Annotated in this window: 31 protein-coding genes; 10 read left to right on the top strand and 21 right to left on the bottom strand. The window is 67.0% G+C overall.

Annotated features, from left to right (window positions below):
* Positions 1-342 precede the first annotated feature (342 nt).
* The 4 genes from ATE62_RS16605 to ATE62_RS16590 form a co-directional block, all read right to left on the bottom strand.
* Positions 343-747: a DUF3617 domain-containing protein gene (locus ATE62_RS16605; RefSeq protein ID WP_231736298.1), complete on the bottom strand. Its 405-nt coding sequence runs from the start codon at positions 745-747 to the stop codon at positions 343-345.
* 141 nt (positions 748-888) lie between these two features.
* Positions 889-1,803 (bottom strand): Hsp33 family molecular chaperone HslO, encoded by a 915-nt coding sequence (gene hslO, locus ATE62_RS16600; RefSeq protein WP_058810430.1) that lies wholly within the window; start codon positions 1,801-1,803, stop codon positions 889-891.
* Positions 1,800-2,723, bottom strand: coding sequence for an ornithine carbamoyltransferase (argF, locus tag ATE62_RS16595; protein WP_058810428.1), 924 nt, complete (start codon positions 2,721-2,723; stop codon positions 1,800-1,802). Before argF ends, hslO begins: the two co-directional genes overlap by 4 nt.
* Positions 2,724-2,754: 31 nt before the next feature.
* Positions 2,755-3,942 carry an aspartate aminotransferase family protein gene (locus ATE62_RS16590; protein WP_058810426.1) on the bottom strand — a complete coding sequence of 396 codons (1,188 nt, stop codon included), beginning with the start codon at positions 3,940-3,942 and terminating at the stop codon, positions 2,755-2,757.
* A 162-nt stretch (positions 3,943-4,104) separates the two neighbouring features.
* On the opposite strand from ATE62_RS16590, the gene ATE62_RS16585 reads away from it, so the two are divergent.
* Positions 4,105-4,542: a hypothetical protein gene (locus ATE62_RS16585; protein WP_058810424.1), complete on the top strand. Its 438-nt coding sequence runs from the start codon at positions 4,105-4,107 to the stop codon at positions 4,540-4,542.
* Entirely contained in the window at positions 4,539-5,441 is a 903-nt protein-coding gene (locus ATE62_RS16580) for a cation diffusion facilitator family transporter (protein WP_058810422.1), read from the top strand. The genes ATE62_RS16585 and ATE62_RS16580 overlap by 4 nt, the downstream gene beginning before the upstream one ends.
* Positions 5,442-5,548: 107 nt before the next feature.
* Here ATE62_RS16580 and ATE62_RS16575 read toward each other — a convergent pair whose 3' ends face one another.
* Both ATE62_RS16575 and ATE62_RS16570 read right to left on the bottom strand, forming a co-directional pair.
* Positions 5,549-6,535 carry an LLM class flavin-dependent oxidoreductase gene (locus tag ATE62_RS16575; RefSeq protein ID WP_058810420.1) on the bottom strand — a complete coding sequence of 329 codons (987 nt, stop codon included), beginning with the start codon at positions 6,533-6,535 and terminating at the stop codon, positions 5,549-5,551.
* A 67-nt stretch (positions 6,536-6,602) separates the two neighbouring features.
* A complete protein-coding gene (locus ATE62_RS16570) occupies positions 6,603-7,055 on the bottom strand; it encodes an Lrp/AsnC family transcriptional regulator (RefSeq protein ID WP_058810416.1) in 453 nt (150 codons plus the stop codon).
* Between the two features lie 74 nt (positions 7,056-7,129).
* Here ATE62_RS16570 and ATE62_RS16565 point away from each other — a divergent pair, with 74 nt between their 5' ends.
* Together ATE62_RS16565 and ATE62_RS16560 are read left to right on the top strand one after the other, a co-directional pair.
* Positions 7,130-7,720, top strand: coding sequence for a LysE family translocator (locus tag ATE62_RS16565; protein ID WP_058810415.1), 591 nt, complete (start codon positions 7,130-7,132; stop codon positions 7,718-7,720).
* Positions 7,721-7,819: 99 nt separating this feature from the next.
* Positions 7,820-8,785: an aldo/keto reductase gene (locus tag ATE62_RS16560; RefSeq protein ID WP_231736297.1), complete on the top strand. Its 966-nt coding sequence runs from the start codon at positions 7,820-7,822 to the stop codon at positions 8,783-8,785.
* On the opposite strand, the gene ATE62_RS16555 is transcribed toward ATE62_RS16560, so the two are convergent.
* Positions 8,770-9,354 carry a hypothetical protein gene (locus ATE62_RS16555; RefSeq protein ID WP_058810410.1) on the bottom strand — a complete coding sequence of 195 codons (585 nt, stop codon included), beginning with the start codon at positions 9,352-9,354 and terminating at the stop codon, positions 8,770-8,772. The two genes, ATE62_RS16560 and ATE62_RS16555, sit on opposite strands and share 16 nt — an antisense overlap.
* A 41-nt stretch (positions 9,355-9,395) precedes the next feature.
* On the opposite strand from ATE62_RS16555, the gene ATE62_RS16550 reads away from it, so the two are divergent.
* The 3 genes from ATE62_RS16550 (at position 9,396) to ATE62_RS16540 (ending at position 11,568) form a co-directional block, all read left to right on the top strand.
* Positions 9,396-9,854: a DUF411 domain-containing protein gene (locus ATE62_RS16550; RefSeq protein WP_058810408.1), complete on the top strand. Its 459-nt coding sequence runs from the start codon at positions 9,396-9,398 to the stop codon at positions 9,852-9,854.
* A gap of 15 nt (positions 9,855-9,869) precedes the next feature.
* Complete coding sequence (locus ATE62_RS16545) at positions 9,870-10,442, top strand: hypothetical protein (RefSeq protein WP_058810407.1); 573 nt, start codon at positions 9,870-9,872, stop codon at positions 10,440-10,442.
* Between the two features lie 115 nt (positions 10,443-10,557).
* A complete protein-coding gene (locus tag ATE62_RS16540) occupies positions 10,558-11,568 on the top strand; it encodes a lipase family protein (RefSeq protein ID WP_058810406.1) in 1,011 nt (336 codons plus the stop codon).
* A 12-nt stretch (positions 11,569-11,580) separates the two neighbouring features.
* Here ATE62_RS16540 and ATE62_RS16535 read toward each other — a convergent pair whose 3' ends face one another.
* Both ATE62_RS16535 and ATE62_RS16530 read right to left on the bottom strand, forming a co-directional pair.
* Positions 11,581-12,453, bottom strand: coding sequence for a dienelactone hydrolase family protein (locus ATE62_RS16535; protein WP_058810405.1), 873 nt, complete (start codon positions 12,451-12,453; stop codon positions 11,581-11,583).
* A 442-nt stretch (positions 12,454-12,895) separates the two neighbouring features.
* The gene (locus ATE62_RS16530) at positions 12,896-13,555 is read right to left on the bottom strand and encodes an HAD family hydrolase (protein WP_058808220.1); all 660 of its coding nucleotides are present in this window, start codon (positions 13,553-13,555) and stop codon (positions 12,896-12,898) included.
* 69 nt (positions 13,556-13,624) lie between these two features.
* Here ATE62_RS16530 and ATE62_RS16525 point away from each other — a divergent pair, with 69 nt between their 5' ends.
* Both ATE62_RS16525 and ATE62_RS16520 read left to right on the top strand, forming a co-directional pair.
* Positions 13,625-13,813, top strand: coding sequence for a hypothetical protein (locus ATE62_RS16525; protein ID WP_058808219.1), 189 nt, complete (start codon positions 13,625-13,627; stop codon positions 13,811-13,813).
* A 94-nt stretch (positions 13,814-13,907) separates the two neighbouring features.
* Positions 13,908-14,378: a DMP19 family protein gene (locus ATE62_RS16520; protein WP_058808218.1), complete on the top strand. Its 471-nt coding sequence runs from the start codon at positions 13,908-13,910 to the stop codon at positions 14,376-14,378.
* Positions 14,379-14,385: 7 nt separating this feature from the next.
* Here the strand turns inward: ATE62_RS16520 and glmS are convergent, their stop codons facing one another.
* From glmS to glmU, 7 genes are read right to left on the bottom strand one after another with little or no spacing between them, the layout of a single operon-like run.
* A complete protein-coding gene (glmS, locus tag ATE62_RS16515; RefSeq protein ID WP_058808217.1) occupies positions 14,386-16,209 on the bottom strand; it encodes a glutamine--fructose-6-phosphate transaminase (isomerizing) in 1,824 nt (607 codons plus the stop codon).
* 15 nt (positions 16,210-16,224) lie between these two features.
* Positions 16,225-16,593: a PIN domain-containing protein gene (locus ATE62_RS16510; protein ID WP_058808216.1), complete on the bottom strand. Its 369-nt coding sequence runs from the start codon at positions 16,591-16,593 to the stop codon at positions 16,225-16,227.
* A complete protein-coding gene (locus ATE62_RS16505; RefSeq protein WP_058808215.1) occupies positions 16,590-16,814 on the bottom strand; it encodes a ribbon-helix-helix domain-containing protein in 225 nt (74 codons plus the stop codon). The genes ATE62_RS16510 and ATE62_RS16505 overlap by 4 nt, the downstream gene beginning before the upstream one ends.
* A gap of 30 nt (positions 16,815-16,844) precedes the next feature.
* Positions 16,845-17,309, bottom strand: a complete 465-nt coding sequence (locus ATE62_RS16500) for a GNAT family N-acetyltransferase (protein WP_058808214.1) — start codon at positions 17,307-17,309, stop codon at positions 16,845-16,847.
* Positions 17,306-17,620 carry a hypothetical protein gene (locus ATE62_RS16495; protein WP_058808213.1) on the bottom strand — a complete coding sequence of 105 codons (315 nt, stop codon included), beginning with the start codon at positions 17,618-17,620 and terminating at the stop codon, positions 17,306-17,308. Before ATE62_RS16495 ends, ATE62_RS16500 begins: the two co-directional genes overlap by 4 nt.
* On the bottom strand, positions 17,617-18,156 hold the full coding sequence (locus ATE62_RS16490) for a GNAT family N-acetyltransferase (RefSeq protein ID WP_058808212.1): 540 nt from the start codon (positions 18,154-18,156) through the stop codon (positions 17,617-17,619). Before ATE62_RS16490 ends, ATE62_RS16495 begins: the two co-directional genes overlap by 4 nt.
* A 4-nt stretch (positions 18,157-18,160) precedes the next feature.
* Positions 18,161-19,519 carry a bifunctional UDP-N-acetylglucosamine diphosphorylase/glucosamine-1-phosphate N-acetyltransferase GlmU gene (gene glmU / locus ATE62_RS16485; RefSeq protein ID WP_231736296.1) on the bottom strand — a complete coding sequence of 453 codons (1,359 nt, stop codon included), beginning with the start codon at positions 19,517-19,519 and terminating at the stop codon, positions 18,161-18,163.
* Positions 19,520-19,578: 59 nt separating this feature from the next.
* On the opposite strand from glmU, the gene ATE62_RS16480 reads away from it, so the two are divergent.
* Positions 19,579-20,247, top strand: coding sequence for an HAD-IA family hydrolase (locus tag ATE62_RS16480; protein ID WP_058808210.1), 669 nt, complete (start codon positions 19,579-19,581; stop codon positions 20,245-20,247).
* On the opposite strand, the gene ATE62_RS16475 is transcribed toward ATE62_RS16480, so the two are convergent.
* Genes ATE62_RS16475 through ATE62_RS16455 form a run of 5 tightly spaced genes read right to left on the bottom strand, consistent with a single transcriptional unit; the run spans position 20,244 to position 23,630 of the window.
* A complete protein-coding gene (locus ATE62_RS16475; protein ID WP_058808209.1) occupies positions 20,244-20,936 on the bottom strand; it encodes an alpha/beta hydrolase in 693 nt (230 codons plus the stop codon). The genes ATE62_RS16480 and ATE62_RS16475 overlap by 4 nt on opposite strands.
* A 52-nt stretch (positions 20,937-20,988) precedes the next feature.
* Positions 20,989-22,050, bottom strand: coding sequence for a nucleotidyltransferase domain-containing protein (locus ATE62_RS16470; protein ID WP_058808208.1), 1,062 nt, complete (start codon positions 22,048-22,050; stop codon positions 20,989-20,991).
* Entirely contained in the window at positions 22,047-22,913 is an 867-nt protein-coding gene (locus ATE62_RS16465; protein WP_058808207.1) for an HprK-related kinase A, read from the bottom strand. Before ATE62_RS16465 ends, ATE62_RS16470 begins: the two co-directional genes overlap by 4 nt.
* Positions 22,910-23,191, bottom strand: coding sequence for an HPr-rel-A system PqqD family peptide chaperone (locus tag ATE62_RS16460; RefSeq protein ID WP_231736295.1), 282 nt, complete (start codon positions 23,189-23,191; stop codon positions 22,910-22,912). The genes ATE62_RS16465 and ATE62_RS16460 overlap by 4 nt, the downstream gene beginning before the upstream one ends.
* The gene (locus tag ATE62_RS16455; protein WP_058808206.1) at positions 23,184-23,630 is read right to left on the bottom strand and encodes a MarR family winged helix-turn-helix transcriptional regulator; all 447 of its coding nucleotides are present in this window, start codon (positions 23,628-23,630) and stop codon (positions 23,184-23,186) included. Before ATE62_RS16455 ends, ATE62_RS16460 begins: the two co-directional genes overlap by 8 nt.
* Positions 23,631-23,888: the final 258 nt, after the last annotated feature.

Below are 23,888 nucleotides of genomic sequence, written 5' to 3'. Positions count from 1 at the left end.
GGGGGGCGGACCTCTTAATCCTCCCTGCGGCGAAGCCGTGGGGAGGGGGACCACCCGCAGGGTGGTGGAGGGGTCGACGCCATAAACGTCGGCTCAAGGCCGCCACCCCTCCACCATGCTTCGCATGGTCCCCCTCCCCATCGCTTCGCGACAGGGAGGATTAAAAGGGCAGCAACCGCCCGAAAGCAGCCGTGATGGCGCCGCGATCCTGTAAAAGAAAACGGGCCGTACGGGGTTTCCGTACGGCCCAGTTCGGCATGAAAGCCGTTAGGGAGAAGGACACACATCGGTGCGTCGTTCGCTCTTCCTACCAGCCTATGGTTAACAAATTGTTGCGCCCGTTCAGCGTCCGCCGCCCGCGGCGCAGGCGCCGATGCGGCGTGCCTCGATCGCCTGCGAGAAGGGCTTGCCCTCGGCGATGCCCTGCGTGTCGATCTGGACGAGGCGATTGGTTTCGGAACGGATCGTCGTACGGCCGTGCCCGGCGCCGGGGCAGGTATATTGGACGGTCACCGACTTCGCGCCGTCCTCGATCACGAAGCGCGAACAGGTACCGCGCGGGTGATAGAGTTGGATCATCCGCCGCGCGTCGCCGACGCACATCGACTGGACGATCGTGTCGCTGTCGCGTTCCTTGAGCTGCCACTGGCCCTTTTCGAGCCGGTCGAGCATCGCCAGCGACGGCGCCTGCGCGGGCACGGCGGTCGCCCCGGCGAGCACGCACGCCGCCAGGCCATATTTCGTCATGGGAGAGAAGATCGCCATTTCACCCTATCCATCGGCTGCCCTTATCGCGGGCAAATGCGACCCTGTGGAAACAAGGTAGCGATTCGGCCGCGCGATTTCAACCATTTGGCGCTGAAACGCTTCGCTTCGTCGTCGATGGCTTCAGTTCGGCGTGGCGATCTCTTCGAGCGGGATCGGGAAAATCCGCGAGCAGAAGGCGCAATCGACGACGATATTGCCCGCCTCGTCGGCCATGTCGATCCGCTCGCTCTCGGGGAACTGGCGCAGCACCCCGGCGTAATAATCGGCGCTGCAGCGGCAGCCGCGCGACACGCGCGCGCCGGGTTCGATCCGCACCTCGTCCTCGTGGAACAGCCGCCATGCGAGCGTTTCGAGCGAATTGGCCGGGTCGGTCAGTTCCTCTGCCTTCAGCGTCGCGGCGATGGTGCGCGCATGTTCCCATTCGGGATGGTCGTGGCGCGTGTGCAGCCGGTCGCGGCCGACCTCGCCCTCGGGCAGATGCTGGAGCAGCAGCCCCCCCGCGACGCAGCCCGCTTCGGCATCGTGCCGCGCCGCGAGGCGGACGAGGCTCGGGATCTGCTCGGACTGTTCGAAATAATGCTCGGCGGCGTCGGCGATCGACGATCCTTCGAGCGGCACGATGCCCTGGTAGCGCTCCTCGGTCGCGGGCTGGTCGAAGGTGATCGCGAGGAAGCCTTCGCCGAACAGCGCGAACAGCGTCGGGTCGGGGCCGACCTCGACCAGTCTTTCGGTGTCGAATTTGAGATAACCGCGCAGCTCGCCGCCGCGATAGTCGCACACGAGCAGTTCGACCGGCCCGCCGCCGGTCTGCGCCTGCAGCGTCAGCTGCCCGCCCTCGGCCTTGAGCGTCGAACCGAGCAGCACGGTGAGCACCAGCGCCTCGGCGAGCAGTTTTTCGGCCACCGGCGGATAGCTGTGGGCGCTGAGGATCGTGTTCAGCGTCGGCCCGAGGCGCACGAAGCGCCCGCGCACATGGCGCTCGGCGATGGTGAAGACCAGCGGCTGGTCGAACCAGGTTTCGACGGTGTCGCTCATAACTTCCCCAGCGCCCAAAGCAGGACGGATTTCTGCGCATGGACGCGGTTCTCGGCCTCGTCCCAGACGCGCGACTGCGTCCCGTCGATCACCGCGTCGGTGACTTCCTCGCCGCGGTGCGCGGGCAGGCAGTGGAGGAACAAGGCGTCGCCCTTCGCCGCGTCCATCAACCGCTCGTCGACCTGATAGGGTGCCATGGCTGCGACCTTGTTGTGCGCATGATCCTGCCCCATCGACACCCAGGTGTCGGTGACGACCAGGTCGGCGCCCGCGACGGCTTCGCGCGCGTCGCGGAGGATGTCGATACGCGCGCCTTTCGCACGCGCCGCCTCGACGAAGCTCGCCTCGGGCTCATAGCCCTGCGGCACGCCCGCGCGGACGTTGAAGCCGAACAGCCCCGCGGCCTCGATCAGCGAAGCCAGCACATTATTGCCGTCGCCGAGCCACGCAAGTTCGAGCCCGGGCAGCGCCTTGCCGCTTTCGACGATCGTCAGCAGGTCGGCGACGATCTGGCAGGGGTGCGACAGGTCGGTCAGGCCGTTGATGACGGGCACGCTGGCATGCTGCGCCAGTTCCTCGATCTTCGCATGATCGTCGGTGCGGATCATGATCGCGTCGGCGTAGCGCGACAGCACGCGCGCGGTGTCGGCGATCGTCTCGCCGCGGCCGAGCTGGGTCGTGCCCGCATCGAGGATCATCGGCACGCCGCCGAGCTGGCGGATCGCGATGTCGAAGGAGGCGCGGGTGCGCGTCGAATTCTTCTCGAACACCATCGCCAGCACATGGTCGGCGAGCGGTGCGTCGGCGTCGGGCTTCGCCTTCGGCCAGCCGACGCGCGCGGCCTTGCGGTCGATCGCGTCCGACAGCATCGCGGCGATCGCATCCCCGCCCGCGTCGGACAGGTTGAGGAAGTGCCGCATTACGCCCTCCGTTCCACAGGAACGGAAATCATCAGGACTCGGGCGGCGTATAGCTCGCCGCGCCTGCCGACAATTTTTCGATGCACTCGTTGATGTGCGCTTCCTCGATGTTGAGCGGGGGCAGGATGCGGATGACATTGTCGCCCGCCGCCACCGTCAGCAGCCCGTGATTGTCGCGCAGATGCGCGACGAAGGCGCGACTGTCGCTCTTCATCTTGACGCCGAGCATCAGCCCCATGCCGCGCACGCTCTCGAACAGATCGTCGTGGTTCGGGATCAGCTGTTCGAGCGCGCCGCGGAGGCGCTCGCCGGTCGCCTTGACGCCTTCGAGGAAACCCTCTTCGAGCACGACGTCGAGCACCGCCTGCCCCGCCGCCATCGCAAGCGGATTGCCGCCATAGGTCGAGCCATGGGTACCGATCACCATGCCGCGCGCCGCCTTTTCGGTCGCGAGGCACGCGCCCATCGGGAAACCGCCGCCGATGCCCTTCGCGCTGGCGAGGATGTCGGGGACGACGCCGAACTGTTCATAGGCATAGAGCGAGCCGGTGCGCGCGACACCGCACTGGACCTCGTCGAACACGAGCATCAGGTCGCGCTTGTCGCAGATGTCGCGCAGCGCCTGGAGGAAGGGCTGCGACGCCGGGCGGATGCCGCCCTCGCCCTGCACGGGTTCGAGCAGGAAGCCCGCGGTATTGTCGTCGACCAGGTCGAGCGCGGCATTGACGTCGTCGAACGGCGCATAGGCAAAACCGGGCAGCAGCGGGTCGAACCCCTTGCGCAGCTTTTCCTGGTTGGTCGCCGAGATCGTGCCGAGCGTGCGGCCGTGGAAGGCGTTGTTGAAGGTGATGAGCGTATGCTTGTGCGCGTTGCCCGCGCTCGAATGATAGGCACGCGCGGTCTTGATCGAACATTCGACCGCCTCGGCGCCCGAATTGGTGAAGAAGACCGTGTCGGCGAAGGTGTTCTCGACCAGCCGCGCCGCATAGGCCTCGCCCTGCGGGCTGCCGTACAGGTTCGACACGTGCATCAGCGTCGCGGCCTGGTCCTGGATCGCCTTGGTCAGATGCGGGTGGCCGTGGCCGAGCAGGTTGACCGCGATGCCGCTCGCGAAATCGAGATAGCGCTCGCCGCGCTCGCCGATCAGATAGGCGCCCTCGCCTCGCACCGGACGCACACCGCACCGGGGGTAAACGGGCATCAGCGGCGTGATCGACATGTCGGGCACCTTTCCAAAAGACAAAAGAACCGGCCAAAGCAAAAAGGCGACCCCGTACGGGCCGCCCTTGGGTCGGGCGGCCCCTATACTGCCGCGTGCTTGGCCGCGTCAACACAGCGCGACCGCCCGCAACCAAGGCTACGGCGCGGCGTATGAGCGAGGATGCGATACCCGTTCGCCCTTCCGATCCTGGCGCTGCTGCTCGCCGGCTGCGACGGCCTCCCACGCGACGCGGCGGGCACGACCGAACGGATCGAGCGTACGCACGCGGTGCGCGTCACGGTGCTGCCGGGAACGCCCGATGCGCACCCGGCGCTGGCGCTGCTCGACGCCTTTGCGCGCGAGCATGGCGCGCGGCTGACGCTTGTCCCGATCCACGGCGAGCATGCGCATAAGGCTTTGGAGGACGGCGAGATCGACGCGCTGGTCGGTCATTTCGCAAAAACCTCGCCGTGGCAGGCCGATATCGCGCTGTCGAAACCCGTCGCGCGCGGCGAACCCGACGACAAGCATCATCCGGTGTTGCGCATCGCGCGCCGCAATGGCGAGAATGCGCTGATCCTCGCCACCGACCGGCTGGTCGCCGGGAGCGCGCGATGAGCCTGCATGGCGGCATCCCTGCGGCGATCGAGGCCGACGTCCGGCACGGCGAGCGGCTGGAATGGTGGACTTTGCTGTGGATCGGCAGCGTCGTCGTCGTGATGGCGCTGGTGATGGGTGCGAGCCAGGCGATGAAATCGGCGGTGATCGAGGATATGCTGAGCCTGATCCCGGCGATCGTCTTCCTGCTGTCGGTGCATTGGGAGCGTAAGCGCGCGAACCCCCGTTTCCCCTTCGGCTATCGCCGCGCCAACAGCCTCGCCTTCCTCGTTGCGGCGACCGCCTTGCTCTCGGTCGGCGGTTTCCTCGTCTATGAGAGCGTCACGACGCTGGTGCGGCAGGAGCATCCGACCGTCGGCGGGATCACGCTGTTCGGCCACACGATCTGGCTCGGCTGGCTGATGATGGCGGCGCTCGTCTATTCGGTGATCCCGCCGCTGGTCCTCGGACGGATCAAGCTGCCGGTGGCGAAACGGATCAACGACAAGGTGCTCCACACCGACGCGCTGATGCAGAAGGCCGACTGGCAGACCGGCCTCGCCGCGATTGCGGGGATTACCGGCATCGGGCTCGGCTGGTGGTGGGCCGACGCCAGCGCGGCACTGTTCATCGCGCTGTCGATCATCAAGGATGCGGTCGGCGCGCTCGAACAGGCGGTTGCCGAACTCCTCGACGGGACGCCGCGGGCGCTCGATTCGAACGAACTGGCCGACGACGCGCAGGCGCTGATCGCGGCACTCAAGGCGCGCTTCGGCGACGTCGAGGTGCGGCTGCGCGAAACCGGTCGCTATATCGCCGCGGAGGTCGACTGCCGGCCGCCTGCGACAATCCCGACTGGTGCCGAGTTGATGGGCGACAAGGCTTGGCGGCTAGCGAGCCTCAGCTTTCGACCGGAGTAACCATAGATCCGTTCGTGTCGAGCGAAGTCGAGACACGCGAAGGCACGTGCTCCCCATGGTGTCTCGACTTCGCTCGACACGAACGGGAATAGGGGTGGTCCCTTGAACTAAAGCGACTTCGCCGCTTCCATCGCCAGCGCCACCGAATGCTTCCGCGCGCCGTGATCATACATCGACGATGCCACGACGACCTCGTCGACCCCGGTGCGCGCCACGAAGGCCTTGAGCCCGTCGCGGACGTCGTCGACGGTACCGACGGCCGAGCATTGCAGCACATGGTCGAGGATCGCGCGCGCGTTGGGCGGCAGGCTGTCCTTGTAGCCCGCGAGCGGCGGCTTCATCTTGCCGGGATTGCCGGTGCGCAGCGCGACGAAAGCCTGCTGCTGCGAACTCGCGAGCAATTCGGCCTCCTCGCGCGTGTCGGCGGCGAAGATGTTGAACGCCGCTGCGGCATAGGGTTCGGCGAGCTGCTCCGAAGGCTTGAACTGGCGACGATAGACGTCGAGCGCCTCGTCGAGCGCGTCGGGCGCGAAATGGCTGGCGAACGCATAGGGCAGCCCCAGCATCGCCGCGAGCTGCGCGCCGAACAGGCTCGACCCCAGGATCCAGATCGGAACGTTGGTCCCTTCGCCCGGCACCGCGCGGATGCCGAGCCGCTCGTCGCCGGCGAGGAAGGCCTGCAGCTCGACGACGTCCTGCGGGAATTGCCGCTCGTCGCTGGCGAGATTGCGACGCAGTGCGCGCGCGACGACGCCGTCGGAGCCCGGCGCGCGGCCGAGGCCGAGGTCGATGCGCCCGGGAAACAGCGCCTCCAGCGTGCCAAACTGCTCGGCGATCACCATCGGCGCGTGGTTAGGCAGCATGATGCCGGCCGAGCCGATGCGGATGTCCAACGTCGCATGGCCGACGTGCGCGAGCACGACCGCGGTCGCGGCGCTCGCGATCCCCTGCATGCCATGATGCTCGGCAACCCAGTAGCGGCCATAGCCGAGCGCCTCGGCGTGCTGTGCGAGGTCGGCGGCGTTGGCGAGCGACTGGGCGATCGATCCGGTGTCGGTGACGGGGACGAGGTCGAGCAAGGAGAGTTTCAGCATGAAACCGATATGCGGTTGCGCGTCGCGCGGTTCAACCGCAGCGCTTCGCGGACCTGCCCAAGAAATTCTACGCCCGCTCGTCCTTCGGCGAATCCATCAGCACATAGGTGGTGATCGAATGCACCTGCGGCAGCACGCCGAGCACCTCGGTATGGAAATGCTTGTAGGCGGCTAGGTCCGCCGCCTCGACGCGCAGCAGATATTCGATCGCGCCGGTGATATTATGGCATTCGCGCACTTCGGGCGCCTCGGCCATCGCCGCTTCGAAATCGGCCTGCGCCTGCTTGGTATGCGTCGACAGGCCCACCGTGACATAAGCGAGAAAGCTGTTGCCCAGCTTCGCGGGATCGATCACCGCGCGATAGCCCTTGATCACCCCGTTGCGTTCGAGCTCCTGCACACGGCGCAAACAGGCGGAGGGCGACAGCCCGACGCGCTCGGCGAGCTCGAGGTTCGAGATTCGCCCGTCGCGCGACAGTTCGTGCAATATCTTGCGGCCAATGGCATCGATCTTGGTCATAGGTTGCAGAATCTAGCCGATGACTAGGTATCTTTGCAATCCATCGCGCATCGAAACGCATTATGTTGTGCCGCATGGAACAGACCACCCTCGCCGCGCTTTCCGCCTTCGCGCTCGTCTCGTCGATCACGCCGGGGCCGAACAACATGATGCTGATGGCGTCGGGCGCCAATTTCGGCCTTCGCCGCACCGTGCCGCACGCGCTGGGCGTCGGTTTCGGCTTCACGCTGATGATCGTGCTGGTCGGGGTCGGGCTGATGGGGCTGTTCGACCTCTTCCCGGTGCTCAACATCATACTCAAGGTGGTGAGCGTCGCCTATCTGCTGTGGCTCGCGTGGAAGATCGCCAATGCCGCGGCGCCCGGCGAGGGCGAGAGCCCGCGCGGCAAGCCGATGAGCTTCGTCCAGGCAATGCTGTTCCAGTGGGTCAATCCCAAGGCCTGGTCGATGGCGCTGACCGCGATCGCGCTTTATGCGCCCGACCGCAATTTTGCGGCGGTGCTGCTCGTCGCGCTGATCTTCGGGATCATCAACCTGCCCTCGACCAGCCTGTGGGCGGTAATGGGCCAGGTGCTGCGCGGCTGGCTGTCGAGCCCGGCGCGGCTGAAGGCGTTCAACTGGACGATGGCGGCACTGCTCGTCGGATCGCTTGCGCTTCTGATCTGATCGCCTATGCACCGGCGCGACCCTCCCCCGCGACCGGAGAAAGAAGCGATGCAAAGCCGCCGCCTTGGCAAGAGCGCCATCCATGTGTCCGACATCTGCATGGGAACGATGACCTTCGGCAGCCAGACCGACGAGGGCGAAGCGTTCCGCGTCCTCGACCGCTGCTTCGACGAGGGCATCAATTTCTACGACACCGCCGAGGGTTATCCGGTGCCGCCCGACACCAAATGGGTCGGCCGTACCGAGGAGATCGTCGGCCGCTGGATGAAGACCAAGCCGCGCGACGCGATCATCCTGGCGACCAAGGTGTCGGGACCGAGCCATGTCTGGTTCAAGTCGCCGTGCCGGAACGGCATGACCGCGCTCGACCGCAAGAATATCTTCCAGGCGATCGACGACAGCCTGGCGCGGCTGCAGACCGACTATGTCGACCTCTACCAGACGCACTGGCCCGACCATGACGCCCCTTATGACGAGATGATGGATGCGCTCGACGAGCTCGTCCGCGCCGGCAAGGTCCGCATCCTCGGCTGCTCGAACGAGACGAGTTGGGGGTTGATGAAGTCGATCGCGGCGTCCGAGCGGCTGGGCGGCGCGCGTTATCACACGATCCAGAATAATTTCAGCCTCAACAATCGCCGCTTCGAGGACGAACTCAAGCAGGTGTGCCGGCAGGAAGGCGTCAGCCTGATCCCCTATTCGCCGCTCGCGGGCGGGGTGCTGTCGGGCAAATATCAGGGCGGCGCGACCCCCGACGGCGCGCGCTTCTCGCGCTACCTCAAGATGGAAGGTCGACAGGCCGTGATGGGCCGCCGGTTCGTCAACGACAAGAGCCTCGCCGCGACCGAACGCTATCTCAAGATCGCCGAGGAGGCCGGGCTGCATCCGGTGACGATGGCGACCGCATGGTCGAAACAGCATGATTTCGTCGCCTCGACGATCGTCGGGGTCAGCGCCTATGACCAGGTCGACCCGATCCTCGCGGCGAAGGATCTGGTGCTGAGCGACGAGGTGATGAGCGCGCTGCACCAGGTGAGCCGCGACATCCTTTACCCGATGGGCTGATCGAGCCGCCGCAGCGTCGGCCATTCGAGGACCAGCGCCTCACCGGTGCCGAGCGCGCGCCAGTCGGCGGCGAGCCGGTCGAACGCCGCAAACACCGCGGGTCGAGCGGCGTCGATGGCTGCGCGCTCTTCGGGACTGAGTGTCGCCCGCACCCGATCGGCCTCGCTGAGCGCGGCGCGCTGTTCGGGGCTGTCAGGGCGGTGCCCGCTGCGCCAGGCGATGTCGAAGAGGAAGGCGGCGAGCTCGGACAATTCGCCCTCGCGGCCTTGTGCCTCGATCAGCTTCTTGCCCCTGGCGACCTGCTTGCGGACGGTCCGGCGCTGCTCGCGGGCATCGACCTTGCCGCCCGCCGCTTCGACGTGGAACGACCCCGCGGTGCCCCCCGCGGCGATCTGGCCGAACACCCCGCCCTTCAGCCCGAGCACGGCCTCGACGACGAAATGCACCATGTCGTGCGGCACGTCGGGGTCGAAGCCCGGTGCGGGGTCCATGGCCAGCACGGGCAGCCCGGCGCGCTCGATGCGCATCGAATAGCGGCGTTCGCCCGAGCGGATGAAATGGACTTTCATGGGCTTAGCCTATAGGTTTCGGTCCCGAAAGGAACCCCGCCATGTCGCTCGCCCGCCGCACATTCTTCGCCTTCGCCGCCTTTGCCGGGATCATCGGCACCGCGCAGGCCGCCGACCCGACGATGTTCCGCGACGCCGGCTGCGGCTGCTGCCTCAAATGGCTCGAGCTGGTGAAGTCCTCGTTCGGGGCGAAGGTCACCGTGGTCAACGCGGCCGACATGGACGCGGTCAAGGACAAGCAGGGCGTGCCGCAGGCGCTGCGGAGTTGCCACACCGTCCTCGTCGGCGGTTATGTCATCGAGGGCCATGTCCCGGCGAAGGAAATCGCGCGGCTGCTCAAGGAAAAGCCCAAGGGCGTCAAGGGCCTCGCGGTCGCGGGCATGCCGACGGGCTCGCCCGGCATGGAATATCGGAATATCCGCGAAGCCTATAAGGTCATGACCTTCGGCCCCGGCGGCCAGCGCGTCTATGCGAGCTACGCCGCGAGCGGCGCGCGCTGAACGGCGTAGCCGGCGATGCTGATCCGCATGGCCCTGCTCGAGCGGATCCGATGCGGCGAAGTCAGCCTCGCTTTCCGCCGCTGGCGCAAACCGACGGTCAAGGCGGGCGGGCGGCTGCGCACCGCGATTGGCGAGCTTGCGATCGACGCGGTCGAGCCTTGCGATCCTGCGGGGATAACCGATGATGAGGCGATAGCCGCGGGCTTTGCCGGACGCGAGGCGCTGCTCGCCGAATTGAACGGACGCGGCGAAGGCGAAGTCTATCGCATCGCGCTCCATCATGCCGGCGAGGACGGGCGGATCGCGCTGCGCGAGCAGGGGGCGCTGACGCCGGACGCGCTCGACGCGCTCCGCCAGCGGCTGGGCCGCCTCGACAAGCCGCGCGATACGCCGTGGACCGCCCGCGTGCTGCGGATCATTGCCACGAACGAGGGCCTCGCGGCGCGCGAGATCGCCGCGATGCTGGGCACCGACAAGCTCGACCTCAAGCGCGACATCCGCAAGCTCAAGGAACTCGGCCTCACCGAGAGCCTCGAGACCGGATACCGGCTGTCGCCGCGCGGCAGGGCGCTCTTGCAGGCGATGTGACAGCGGCGGCGAAACGCGCTATCGTCGCATTTCGCCACAACAAGCCCCGGGTCGCACTCATCGGGGTCGCCGGCCATCATCTGCCCGCGCTCCCGCATCCTTGGGGGACTTCCGCATGACACCGAGCCAGGCCGCCGCCGCGAAGAGCGCAATCAACGCCAGCATCTGCGCCTATCAGATCCACCCCAAGGGCTGGGTTCCCGATCCGCCGACGCCGCCGGTGACGCGCACCATCCCGGGGCCGGGCGGCGCCTATTTCTACAATGTCGTGCCGACCTATCAGGACCAGGTCGGCTTCGTCGGCACCGCGGCGAGCGGCTATGCCCCGCTCTTCGCCTCGACCGGCAAGGACGAGATCAACGCCGCGCTGGTCGGCGCGCTCGCCAATGGCAAGCTGCTCGTCGCGATCCGCGGCACCATCCCGCCGACGCTGCACAACAACGACATCTTCGCCTGGATGGCCGACTGGATGAACGACGCCGACATCCCGCAGACGCATTGGTGGGTGAAGCAGCTGCCGGTGATCCGCGACTGCCGCGCCGAAACGGGCTTCGTGAAGGCGATGCTCAGCCTCTGGCCCAGCATCGGCCATATGATCGACACGGTGCTCGCGACGACGCCGTGCACCGGGGTGGTGGTCACCGGCCATTCGAAGGGCGCGGCGATGACCTTCCTCGCGGCGCAGCTGATCGAGGCGGCCTTTCCGCAGTTCAAGAATGCGATCGAGGTCCACGCCTTCGCCCCGCCGCCGGTGGGCAACAAGATCTTCCAGAGCTTCTACGGCAGCCTCGCCGCGACCACGCATCGCTACCAGGTCGAGAATGACGTCGTCCCCTTCCTGCCCTTCTGGGCCGAAGCCGATTTCTTCCCCTTCATCCATTTCCCCAAGACGTGGGAGGAGCTGGCGTGGGCGGCGCTGATCCTGGGGATCATCGTCGATACCGACGGCGGCTATTATGCCGTGGGCGACTTCACCTATTTCGACGCCAACCATCTGTGGGTGCCCGGCGCCGACGTGCTGACATCGGCGATGCCCGCGGTGGTGAACGCGCTCAACAGCGAGCAATTCTCGACCGTCGCCGACGCGCATTCGGCGGTGAGCAGCTATTTGCCCTGCTTCCCCTGAGCCGGCTCGCCGTCAGGCGAGCTCGGCCTTGAACAGCTCGAGCATGCGTCCCCACGCCTTTTCGGCGGCCGCCTCGTTGTAGGCGCGGCCGTCGGGCGGGCACCAGCCGTGCATCGCACCGGCATAGACCTCGACCTCGTGCCACTGCGGGCGCGGCTTAAGGGTTTCGGCCAGCAGGACTTTCTCGTTCGGGGTTTCCTTGTCGTCATTGTCGGCGATCGCGAAGAGATAGCCGGCGTTGGTGCCGTCGATCAGCAAATGCGGGCTGTCGGGCTTGTCGGTGGCGACCCCGCCGCCGTGGAAGCTCGCCGCCGCGCCGACGCGGTTCGGGCCGAGCGCCGCGGTGTAGATCGTCATCGCGCCGCCCATGCAATAGCCGGTGGTGCCGATCCGCCGCCTGGTGTCGACCTCCGCCTGCGCGTCGAGGAAGGCGAGATGCGCCTTGGCGTCGGTCTCGACGATCGGCCGGGTCAGCTGCTTGAGGTAACCGAACAATTTCTCGCGCACCGCGGGATCGCTCCAGTCGTTGGCGGCGTCGACGACGGGCGACTTCTGCCAGCGGTAGAAGGGGTTCACGGTGAGCACCGCATAGCCCTCGCCCGCGAGCCGGTCGGCCATCTGGCGAAAGGCGGGGCGCAGGCCGCGGATGTCGGGCCACACCAGGACGCCGGGGTGCTTGCCCTCGGCGGGGGCGACGAAATAGGCATCGCAGGTGCCGTCGGCGGTGGCGATCGTCACGTCGCGGCGAACCAGCGCCCTTCCCTCGATCGCGCGCGCGGGCAGCGCCGCCATCAGCGCGCCCGCCCCCGCGAGCGCGGTAAAGCCGCGGCGCCCGACGGGCAGCCCGGCGCGGTCGAGATCGGCTTCGGTATCATGGGTGCACATGGCGTCTCTCCTTGGGGGGCTTTTCGAAAGCGACGGAAAACCGCCGAACTTAACAGTGGACTCGCATAACTATCATGTGTTCCCCGGCGAAGGCCGGTGCCCATATAGGCGAAGGCTCGACCAGCGCGACTGGACCCCGGCTTTCGCCGGGGAACACGATATTGCCCGCGAAAAAAATGGCGGAAAACTGCGCAACTTCATTCGCGATCGGCCTTTTCGGTGCTGCCCGTGACGGGTGCAGCATGGAGTCGCCATCACGCTAATATGGCGATGTTTTTTAGGACAGCGCTTTTTGTCGCCTTGCCAGCCGCGGCTTGCTGCCTGGTGCCCTCTTTGTGGCTTCGTGGCTTTGTGCGAGAAAAATGAGACTCGCACAAAGCCACGAAGCCACAAAGAAATCCGGAAGTCGGGCGCGTCGCGCTCACGTCACGCCGGATTGGCGTCAGGCGACGGCAGCGATATCGTCGAAGCTCAGCGCCACATGATGCACCCCCACCTCGCGCAGCATGGCGCCGTGCGCGGCGCGGTCGACGATGTGGCCGGCACCGCAGAAGCCGATGACGGTCATCCCCGCCGCGAGCGCGGCGCGGGCGCCGGTGGGGGAGTCCTCGATCGCGAGGCACTGCGCCGGATCGACGCCGAGGCCCCTAGCGGCGGCGAGGTAGATGTCGGGAAAGGGCTTGCCGCGGTCCCAGCCGTCGGCGCTGTAGATATGCGCGCCGAAATGATGGCCGAGCCCGAACAGCCCGAGCGCCCAGCCGATATATTCGGCGCGGCTCGACGAGGCGATCGCGCGCGGCGTGGCGCCCAGCGAGTCGAGAAAAGCGGGCGCGCCCGGCACCGCGTCGAAGCCTTCCATGAAGCGCGCCCTTGCGCGCGTCCGGTGTTGCTCGCGGAAATCGGCGGGCAGCGGACGCCCGAAACGCGCTTCGATCCGCCGCTGCGTCTCCTGCCAGTTGTGGCCGTAATAGTCGCGCAGGCTCTCGTCGTAGGTGGTCGGCATGCCGACCGCGGTCAGGCTTTCGGACAGCGACAGGTTGGCGCGCACCTCGCTGTCGGCGATCACGCCGTCGAAGTCGAAGATGATGGCGGCGGGAGTCATCGAAGCTTGTCCTGTTTATGCGAATGCAACCTGTCGGCGCTAAAGGCCAAGGCGACAGGAGACGCAATCATGAAGTTCATCGAGCTCAAATCGCGCGGCGGCAATTATCTGGTGGTCGCCGACAATGTCGCGTGGCTGCGCGACTATGAGAATGGCCAGGTGCAGGTCGGCATGGTCGGCGGCGCGCCGCTGCTGATCGTCGGCAAGCTGGAGGAAATCGCGGCGTCGATTTTGGAGCAGGCGAATTCGGGGGAGTGAGACGGTCGAGTATCTGGTCCGATCCGGACCTACATTAACAAATGCTTCGACAGAAACTGGCATTCTTCTTCCTTCAGTCCATGCAGGAAGTGCCATGTTCCATATCTTCAATATGCCACGCGAATATCCCAAGGCGATCGATCCCTATTGGGACCAGTTCAACTTCTACGACGGGCGCGACGCTTGGCTGGAATCGATAGCCGATATCCCGGAAAAGATCGTGAACCTGTTCGCCGTTCACTGGGCGCATGCCGAAATCGAAAATGGCGGCCACTGGCAATATTTCTTCAATTCGACTGGCACGACCTGGCCAGAAGCCATTCGCGGCTTCGACGCGATTGGCATGCCCGAAGTCGCCGATATATTGCGCCGCGCCGGGGCATTGCTCGGCGATAGCGTTCCCGGCACGCAGACGGAACGCCGCGAAATCGTCGGCTATCCCGAAGAGCGCCAGGATTTCGACGAACTCGATAGCGAGTTCTGGTCGCTGGTCTGCGCCGACACCTTCTTCCGCAAGCGGCCGAAATTCGTTCCCTTCGCCGACGCCTACGCCGCCACCATCTAGGCGCGCATCACTCCACCGTCACCGACTTCGCCAGGTTGCGCGGCTGGTCGACGTCGGTCCCCTTCGCCACCGCCACATGGTAGGCGAGCAGTTGCACCGGCACCGCGTAAACCAGCGGCGCAATCAACGGATGCACCTTGGGCATTTCGATCGTCGCCATGCAGCCGTCGCCGGCTTCGGCGAGGCCTTCGGCGTCGCTGATCAGGACGATCTTGCCGCCGCGCGCCATGACTTCCTGCATGTTGCTGACGGTCTTTTCGAACAAGGGACCCGAGGGCGCGAGGACGATCACCGGGACCGCCTCGTCGATCAGCGCGATCGGGCCGTGCTTCATCTCGCCCGAGGCGTAACCCTCCGCGTGGATGTAGCTGATTTCCTTGAGCTTGAGCGCGCCTTCGAGCGCGAGCGGATAATCGGGGCCGCGGCCCAGATAAAGGACGTCGCGCGCCGGGGCGACGAGATGCGCCATCGCGGCGATCTCCTCGTCATGGCTTAGCGCGGCGTTGAGCGCGGCGGGGGCCTCGATCAGATGCTTGACGATCTCGCGCTCTTCGTCGGCACTGAGCTTGCCCTTCTTCAGCGCAAGATGCGCGGCGAGCGCGGCGAGCACCGCGAGCTGGCAGGTGAAGGCCTTGGTCGAGGCGACGCCGATCTCCGGCCCCGCATGCGTCGGCAGCAGCAGGTCGGCCTCGCGCGCCATGCTGCTGGTCGGCACATTGACGACGACCGCGATCGTCTGGCCGTTCGCCTTGCAATGGCGCAGCGCGGCGAGCGTATCGGCGGTCTCGCCCGACTGCGAGATGAAGAGCGCGAGCCCGCCGGGCTGGAGCACCGGGTCGCGGTAACGGAATTCCGACGCGACATCGATGTCGACGGGGACGCGCGCGAAGGTCTCGAACCAATATTTGGCGACCATGCCGGCGTAGAAGCTGGTGCCGCAGGCGACGATGGTGATGCGGTCGATCGCCGACAGGTCGAAATCCATCTGCGGCAGCGCGACGGTCTGTTCGAGCGGGCGGATGTAGGAGGAAAGCGTCTGCGCGACGACGGTCGGCTGCTCGAAAATCTCCTTCTGCATGAAGTGGCGGTAATTGCCCTTCTCGATCGTCGCGGCAGTGACCCCGCTGGTGGTGATCTCGCGCGTCACTGGGTTGTTGGCGCTGTCGAAGATTTGCGCGCCCTCGCGCGTGATCACGACCCAGTCGCCTTCCTCGAGATAGGCGATCTTCTGCGTCAGCGGCGCGAGCGCGAGCGCGTCCGAGCCGAGATAGGTTTCGCCCTCACCGTAACCGACGACGAGCGGGGAGCCGAGGCGGGCGCCGATGAGCAGGTCGGGGTGCCGGCGGAAGGCGATGGCGAGCGCGAAGGCGCCGCGCAGCTGCGGGAGGACCGCCTGCACCGCCTCGGTCGGCGATTGGCCCGCCTCGACCTGCTCGCTGACGAGATGCGCGACGACTTCGGTATCGGTTTCGCTCTCGAAGCTGCGGCCGCGCGCCTGCAACGCCTCGCGCAGCGGCTTGAAATTCTCGATGATCCCGTTGTGGACCAGCGCGACCTCGCCCGTCGCGTGCGGGTGCGCGTTGCTCGTCGTCGGCGCGCCGTGGGTCGCCCAGCGCGTGTGTGCGATGCCGACGAGGCCGGGCGCGGGGTTGCCTGCGAGTTCCTTGACCAGATTGCCGAGCTTGCCCTCGGCGCGGCGGCGGACGAGCTGGCCGCCCTCGACCGTGCACACCCCCGCCGAATCATAGCCGCGATATTCCATGCGCTTGAGGCCGTCGACCAGCCGGTCCGCGACCTGGTCCTTGCCGACGATTCCGATGATTCCGCACATGGGTCTTTGCTTTCGTTAGAGCGTGTAGGGGACGCGAATACCCGGCATCGCTGCCGGAAACACCTTGATATTGCGTGTAACGAGGATGCGGCCGCCGATTTGCGCGGTGGCGAGCACGAGCGCATCGCAGAGCGTCAGCCCCTTGCGCTCGGCGCGCAGCGCGGCAGCGCGGCGCGCGACGGCGTCGCCGACCTCCTCGACCGCGAAGCAGCCGAGGAAGGCTTCGACCGCCTTGACCGACGCGGGGTCGGCGGCGGTCATCACCTCGGTCCAGCTGATCCGGCTGACGCTCTTGCGCCCCGCGCGGCGGATTTCGCTGCGCGCGGCCTCGACGCCGCTCAGCGCATCGATGAGGATGTCGCTGTCGAATTGCGCGTCGATCATTCGCGCTTGCCTCTGAGGCGGCGCTGATATTTGAGGCCATCGCCGATGTCGGCGCGGTCACGCCAGATGCCGAAAGCATTGTCGATGGCGTCGCCCGAGGCGTCGGCGCGATAGGCTGCGACGGCGCGGCGGACGAGCTCGGCGCGCGACACGCCCTGCTCGGCAGCGAGAGCGTCGAGCCATTCGACGTCGGAGTCGGGAATGTCGGCGAGGAAACGCATGGGATATTGATATCATATCATGATATCATGTCAAGGCGATAGCTGCTTCCGATAAACGAGAAAGCCCGATTTCTCGGCGATCTGGTCGTAGAGCCGCATCGCCGTTTCGTTGCTTTCGTGCGTCAGCCAGTAGACGCGCGGCAAGGAGCGCGCTTCTGCCGCGCGGTACACTGCTTCGACCAGCGACCGGCCAACGCCCATTCCACGCGCCTCGGCGACGGTGAACAGGTCCTGCAGATAGAGCGAGGGAAGCAGCGAGGTCGTGCTCCGGTGCAGCAGATAATGCGTCAGCCCCAGCAGCGCGCCGTCCTGCTCGGCGACGAGCGCGAACATCGGCTCATAGGGATCGAAGAAGCGCTCCCACGTCGCGGCGGTGATTTCGGGCGCAAGCGCGGCGGCGCCGCTACGCCCGTAAAAGGCGTTGTAGCCGTCCCATAACGGCAGCCACCGGTCATGGTCGGCGCGCGTTGCCGGCCGGACGATGAGGTGGCTCATGCCCGCCCGAAATTCTGGTCAACCCAGATCATCGCAAACTGCACGGGATCGGGCGCTTCGCCGTTCGCTTCCTCGTAGCGCGCCTTGCCTTCGGCCCAAGTATGCAGGATTTGCGCGGGCAAACCGGGCATGAAGTTCATCTGCTGCGCGACGATCTGCGGCCATGTGCCTTTCAGCCCGAAGCTCTTTTCGAGGCTGGGCACCATCGCGGTGCAATAGGCGTCGGTCGCTTCGTCGAGATGCCCGATCGCCTTCAGCACATAGGCGTCGACGAAGCGCAGGAAGGGCTTGTCGGTGTAACGGTCGCTCACTTGGCCTTCTCCATCGTCCATTCGTCGCGCAGCAAGCCGAAGATCAGCGAATCGCGCACGCCGATATGCGTTTCCCACTCGCCGCGCAGCCGGCCTTCGCGCTGGAAGCCCAGCCGTTCGAGCAATCCGATCGAGCCCGGGTTTTCGGGATCGGTGTCGGCAAAGACACGGCGCAGCTTCATTTCGCCGAAACCATGGTCGATCACCCGCGCCACCGCTTCGCGCGCGATGCCTTTGCCCCATTGGTCGCGGCGCAGGATATAGCCGATTTCCTTCACGTCGGGCTTGGCGTCGATCAGGATGACCCAACCGAGCGCCATCTCATCGCCCGCGGTGATCGCCCAGCAGAGATAGCCCTGTCCGTCGGCGGCATTGCCTTTGACATAGTCCGCGGTCTCGGCGGGCGATGCGTGCGGCCCGCTCGACCACCAGGTCATGACGTCGGGATCGGACAGCACCGCGAACAGCGCCGCGGCATCGTCCTCGCGCAGCTGGCGCAGCACGAGGCGCGCGGTGGTCAGCGTCGGTGCGGGCATGGGCTTATTTGCCCGCCTTCTTCTTGCGCATCGTGTCGTGGAAACGGTCGGCCCAGCCCGGCTTGATCAGTTGTTCGGCGCGGACCATGCGCAGGTCGCCGGCGGCGACGTCGCGCGACACCGCGCTGCCCGCGGCGACGATCGCGTCGCGGCCGATGGTGACGGGGGCGATCAGCGCGCTGTTGCTGCCGATGAAGGCATTTTCGCCGATCACCGTCTGATATTTGAAATAGCCGTCGTAATTGCAGGTGATCGTGCCCGCGCCGATATTGGCGCCGGCGCCGATGGTCGCGTCGCCGAGATACGTCAGATGGTTCGCCTTGGCGCCCTTGCCGAGCACCGCCTTCTTGGTTTCGACGAAATTGCCGATCTTGGCCTTTTCACCGAGGATCGTGCCGGGGCGCAGCCGCGCGAAGGGGCCGACCTCGCAGCCGGTCCCGATGCTCGCGCCCTCGATATGGCTGTTGGCGCGGATCTTCACGCCGTCGGCCACCGTCACGCCGGGGCCGAAGAAGACATTGGGCTCGACCAGCACGTCGCGGCCGAGCTGCGTATCCCACGCGAACCAGACGGTTTCGGGGGCGATCAGGCTGGCGCCGTCGGCCATCGCCGCCACGCGCCGGCGCGCCTGCCATTCGCCCTCCATCGCGGCGAGTTCGCCGCGGCTGTTGATGCCCGCGACATCATAGGGGTCGGTCACGACGACCGCGCAATGGCGCCCGTCGGCGTTGGCGATATTGACGATGTCGACGAGATAGAACTCCTTCGCCGCATTGTCGTCGGTGACGCGCGCGAGCAGCGCGAAGAGGTCGGCCGATTTCGCCGCCATCAGCCCCGAATTGCAGAGGCGCACTGCGCGCTCCTCGGGAGTCGCGTCCTTGTGCTCGACCATCTTGGTGACATGGTCGCCGTCGGTGATGACGCGGCCGTACTGCTGCGCATCGTCGGGCTCGAAGGCGAGCACGACGACCGCGGGCGCATCGGACGCGTTCAGCCGGTCGATCATCGCCTGCATCGTCGCGGTGGGGACGAAGGGCACGTCGCCGTAGAGGATCAGCACATCGCCGTCGAAGCGGGTGAGCGCGCCCTCGGCCTGCTGGACCGCATGGCCGGTGCCGAGTTGCGGCTCCTGCACCGCGAGGTCCGCGCTGCCCGCGAGCGCGGCTTCGAGCTGCTCGGCCTTGTCGCCGACGATCACGACCTTTTTCGCGGGGTCGAGCGCATCGACGCTCGCCATCAGGTGCAGCAGCATCGGCCGCCCGGCGATCGGGTGCAGCACCTTGTGCGTGTCGGACTTCATGCGGGTGCCCTTGCCCGCGGCGAGGACTATGGCAGCTATGGGGACGGGGATCGGATTGCTCATGCGCGTGGCCATGCCAGCAAATCGTTGCGGTTTCCAGACCGTCGCGCCATGCGCAGCGCATGACCGCTTTCCCCTTCGCCATCATCGGCTTCGATCTCGACGGCACGTTGCTCGATACCGCAGGCGACCTGACCGCGGGGGTCAATCATGCGCTGGGCCTCGTCGACCGCACACCACTCAGCGTCGAACAGGTGCGCCCGATGATCGGACTCGGCGGGCGGCATATGCTCGAACAAGGGCTGATCGCGACCGGGGGCGTGCCCGAGGGCGAGTTCGAGCGGCTGTTCGAGGCATTCCTGACCTATTACGAAGCGCATATCGCGGTGCACAGCCGGCCCTTCCCCGGCTTGACCGACGCGCTCGACCGGCTCGATGCGCTGGGCGTCAAGACCGCGGTGGTGACCAACAAGACCGAACGGCTGGCACGCCTGCTGCTCGGCGAGCTCGGCCTCGCCGATCGCTTCGCGACGATCATCGGCGGCGACACGCTGGGGCGCGAGAATGCGAAGCCCTCCCCCGCCCCGATCCACGAGATGATCGCGCGCTGCGGCGGCGGGCGCGCGGCGTTCGTCGGTGACAGCATCTACGACGTGACCGCGGCGAAACGCGCGGGGGTGACGAGCATCCTCGTCGGCTTCGGCTTCCTCGACCGGCCCGCCGAAGCCTTCGAGGCCGACCATGTGATCGGCCATTACGACGCGCTGGTGCCGCTGCTCGAAAGCCTCTAGGTCGCGACCGCCCGCGCCGCCTCGTCGATCAGCGCGGCGACTTCGGATGGCATCGAGGCGAGCGAGGCGTGCCCCGCGGGCAGCGTGATGACCTTCTTCGCATCCATGCGCCCCGACATCATCGCCTGATTGTCGGGGTGGATCATCCGGTCCTCGCTCGAAATCTGGTACCAGCAGGCGCGGTTGCGCCATGCCGGGTTCGTCATCGTGTCGCCGAAGGTGGTCGCGATCGGCGCCTTTTGCGTCACCGCCATCACCCGCGCTTCGTCGGCATCGAGGTCCTGGCAGAAATATTCGTGATATTTGCCCTGCACAATCCACAGATAGCCGTCGCTGTCGGGCGCGAGCGCCGCGGCGCCAGGCGGCGGGTTCTGCTGCGTGATCGCGCCGGGGGATTCGCCCTCGTCGGGGGCGAAGGCAGCGATATAGACGAGCCCCGCGACATTGGGATGCCCCCCCGCGCCGGTGATCACCGCGCCGCCATAGCTGTGCCCGACGAGCAGCACCGGGCCGTCGTGCTGCGCGATCATCTTCGTCGTGCGTTCGACGTCGTCGGCGAGCGAAGTCAGCGGGATTTCGACCGCCTGGAGCGAATTATGCCCCAGCCGGTCCAGTTCGAGGATCACCTTGCTCCAATGGGCGGCCCCGCCCCAGAAGCCGTGAACGAGAATGATGGCCGGAAGCGTCATACGTCTCTCCTCTCCAGGAAGACCGATATGTACCACAGGCATGTGACGGTCCCTAGCGCGCCGCCGCGTGGCCCTTGCGCCACTTGGTCCACAAATGGCGCGCCAGCATCAGCGGCGGCATGCGCAGCCAGTGCGAGCGGATGTAGAAGGCGAGGCGCAGGAAGGGCCGCGTCTCGCGTCCCCAATCGTCGCGCGCGAGCAGGCGGGCGCGGAACAGGCGGTCGCCGAGGCTGAGGCGGCGATAATCGCCCGCATTCTCGAACAGCGCCGCAGAGAGGTGTGACGCACGGCGGACCGCGGGGCCGAGGCCCCACAGCCTTGCGCGCGCGCGCATGTCGCCGAGCCACGCGTCGTAACCGAGCGCGCCTTCGGGTGTGTCACTGTCGCCATCGCCGCGCGCCTGGAAATCGCGCGTCAGGCAATGGAAATCCCAGAGGTTGCGTAAGCCGCCCGCGAGATCGCCGTCGGCGAAGAGATGCGCCGCGCAGTGGATCATGCGGTCGAAAGGATGCAGCACCTTATACCCGTTCGGCAGCATGATCGCGCGATCGAGCATGCTCGCAGCGTCGGGGCTCGGGCGCGCGGTCGGCGGGATGATCGTGTGGTGCACGTCGATCATCCGGTCGCGCAACTTGTGGATCAGCGGCGGCAGCTCGTGCATATGGTCGCGGTAATAGGCGTCATCATAGACGTCCTCTTTGACCCACTCCCACCCCGCGGTGATCAACGCCGCCTCGGCGCCGGGCAAGGCGTCGCGCGCGACGAGGATGTCGAGGTCGCCGATCTGGCGCCCCGGCGCGCAGGGGAGGTCGGCCGCGGCATAAGCCGCGCCCTTCAGCAGCACGAAGTCTACGCCCGCGGGGGCAAGCGCGCGGCGCGCCATTTCAGCCTCCCACAGCGCCTGCGCGGTCGCCACGTCGGCGGCGGCGCGGGCATCGGCGAGCAGCCGCGCGACGGGTTCGGGAAGCGCGGCGCCGTCGATCCGGTGCGCGAGCGTCGCGAGCAAGGCCTCGGCACGCGCGACGGCGATCACGCCGTCCCATTCGCGGGGCGCGAGGTCGGCGGCGTTGCGGCATCCTGCGAGGAGCTCGACCAGGGTGCGGATTGCGCTCATCGCGGCGCCAAGGCCCAGAGCTGCTCGACGAGGGACATTCCGGTGGCGCTATCGGGGTAGGCGATGGTGAAGGCGGGGGTCTCGCGTACCAGTCGGGTCAGCGCGGCAAAGCCCGCCTCGCCGAGTGCGATATAGTTGGTCGAGGCCTCGGTCAGGCGGACGAAGGCCTCGCCCTGGCCGATCCGCTCGATCGCGGGCGCGCCGCCGAACTGCGGGAAGAGCAGCAGCGCGGGGCGGACGGGTTCATGCATCGCCGCGACCGCGTCCGCGCGCGGGATCAGGTGGCGGATGTCGCCCTTGGGCGTGCCCGCGAGCAGCGGCCCGAGGCGTGCCGGGCCGACACGGGCTTCGACCTCGGCGATCGCTTCGTTCTTCAGGCTCACCGCGCGCGGGAAAGCGAGCGCATCGCCGCTGGCCGGATCGATCAGCGTGAATTCGTCGCCCATCAGCCGCCAGCCGCTCTCGCCGAGCAGCGCCGCGAGCGTCGACTTGCCCGAGCCCGAAGCACCCGACAGGATGACGCTGCGGTCATCTCTGGCGACCGCGCTCGCGTGAAGCAGCAGATGCCGCCGCCAGCCGAGCGCAACCTGCAGGTTCATCCCCATCTCGGCGGCGAGCAGCCCCATCGACAGCGGCAGCGGCAGCGCGTCGGGGACGATATAATCGCCGCCGATATGCACCGACGGGCGCAGCCAGCGGCGCCACGGGCGGTTGGCGTAAAGCCGCACGGTGGCATCGGCGGGGCGGGTGTCGTCCTGCGGATAGCCCGCGTAGAGGTGGCCGAGCGCGGCGACGGGCCCCGCCCAGTCGCTGCCGATGCGGAATTGCACCGGGCCGACCGCGATGCGGATGCTGTGCCTCATACGGGCTCGACCAGCCCCATCGCCGTCAGTTCTTGGAGCCGTTCGGTCAGGATCGCTGCGGCGTCGCCTTCGCCGTCGAGGTCGAAGCTGTCGGCGAGCCGCGCGGCGAGCCCCGCTGCGTCGCAGGGGCCCGCGGCGAGCGCGGCGAGGATTTCGGGCATCGGCTGGGTGACGAGATGCGTCTGCTGCGAGCGGCGGTCGAAGATCGCGGCGAGCTCGCCGAGCGGCTCGATGCGCAGCATCCCCTCCCCCGCCGCGCGATAGGCCGGGTCAGCCATAATCTTCGGCGGCGGCGGTGAGCTTGGCGAGGATCGCGAGCAGGGTGGCGCGCTCGGCGGCGGTGATGTTGGTCTCGAGCCGCGCCTCGCTGGCGAGCGCGGCGGGGACGATCGCGTCGTAAAGCTCGCGCCCCGTCGCGGTGAGCTCGAGATGGTGCGAGCGGCCGTCGGCCTCGTGCGCCTGGCGCGCGATCAGCTGGCGGTCGGCGAGCGCCTTCGCCGCGCGGTTGACCGTGACCTTGTCCATGCGCGTCGCCTCGACCAGTTCGCGCTGCGTCTTGGGCTTGCCCTCGCCGAGGATCGCCATCAGCCGCCATTCGGGGATCTTGAGCCCGAAGCGGTTCTGATATTCGGCGGCGATCCGCTCCGACAGCGCATTCGACGCGATCGACAGCCGGTACGGCAGGAAATTGTCGAGGTTGAGTTTCTTGGCGGCCATCTCTTCCCATTCCCCCACGCGGAGCCCCGGCGCGGCGAACCTAGACAGGGCGCTATCGCGGCGCAATGCCGATCCCGATAGGATTTCTGTACGGCGGCGAAGGTGGAGGTGGGTTTGGGTGGTGGGAGCGGACGCTTGTTCAGTCGTCACCCCGGGCTTGACCCGGGACCCGCCTTCCTTCTTTCGCCGTCGGATCAAAGAAAAGGCAGGCCCCGGGTCAAGCCCGGGGTGACGGAGGTGGTTTACGCTAACGTTGCC

This window comes from Sphingopyxis sp. HIX, assembly GCF_001468285.1.
GTDB lineage: Bacteria > Pseudomonadota > Alphaproteobacteria > Sphingomonadales > Sphingomonadaceae > Sphingopyxis.
Note: the sequence above shows the minus strand (reverse complement) of the source record. Positions and strands in the feature narration are given on the sequence as shown.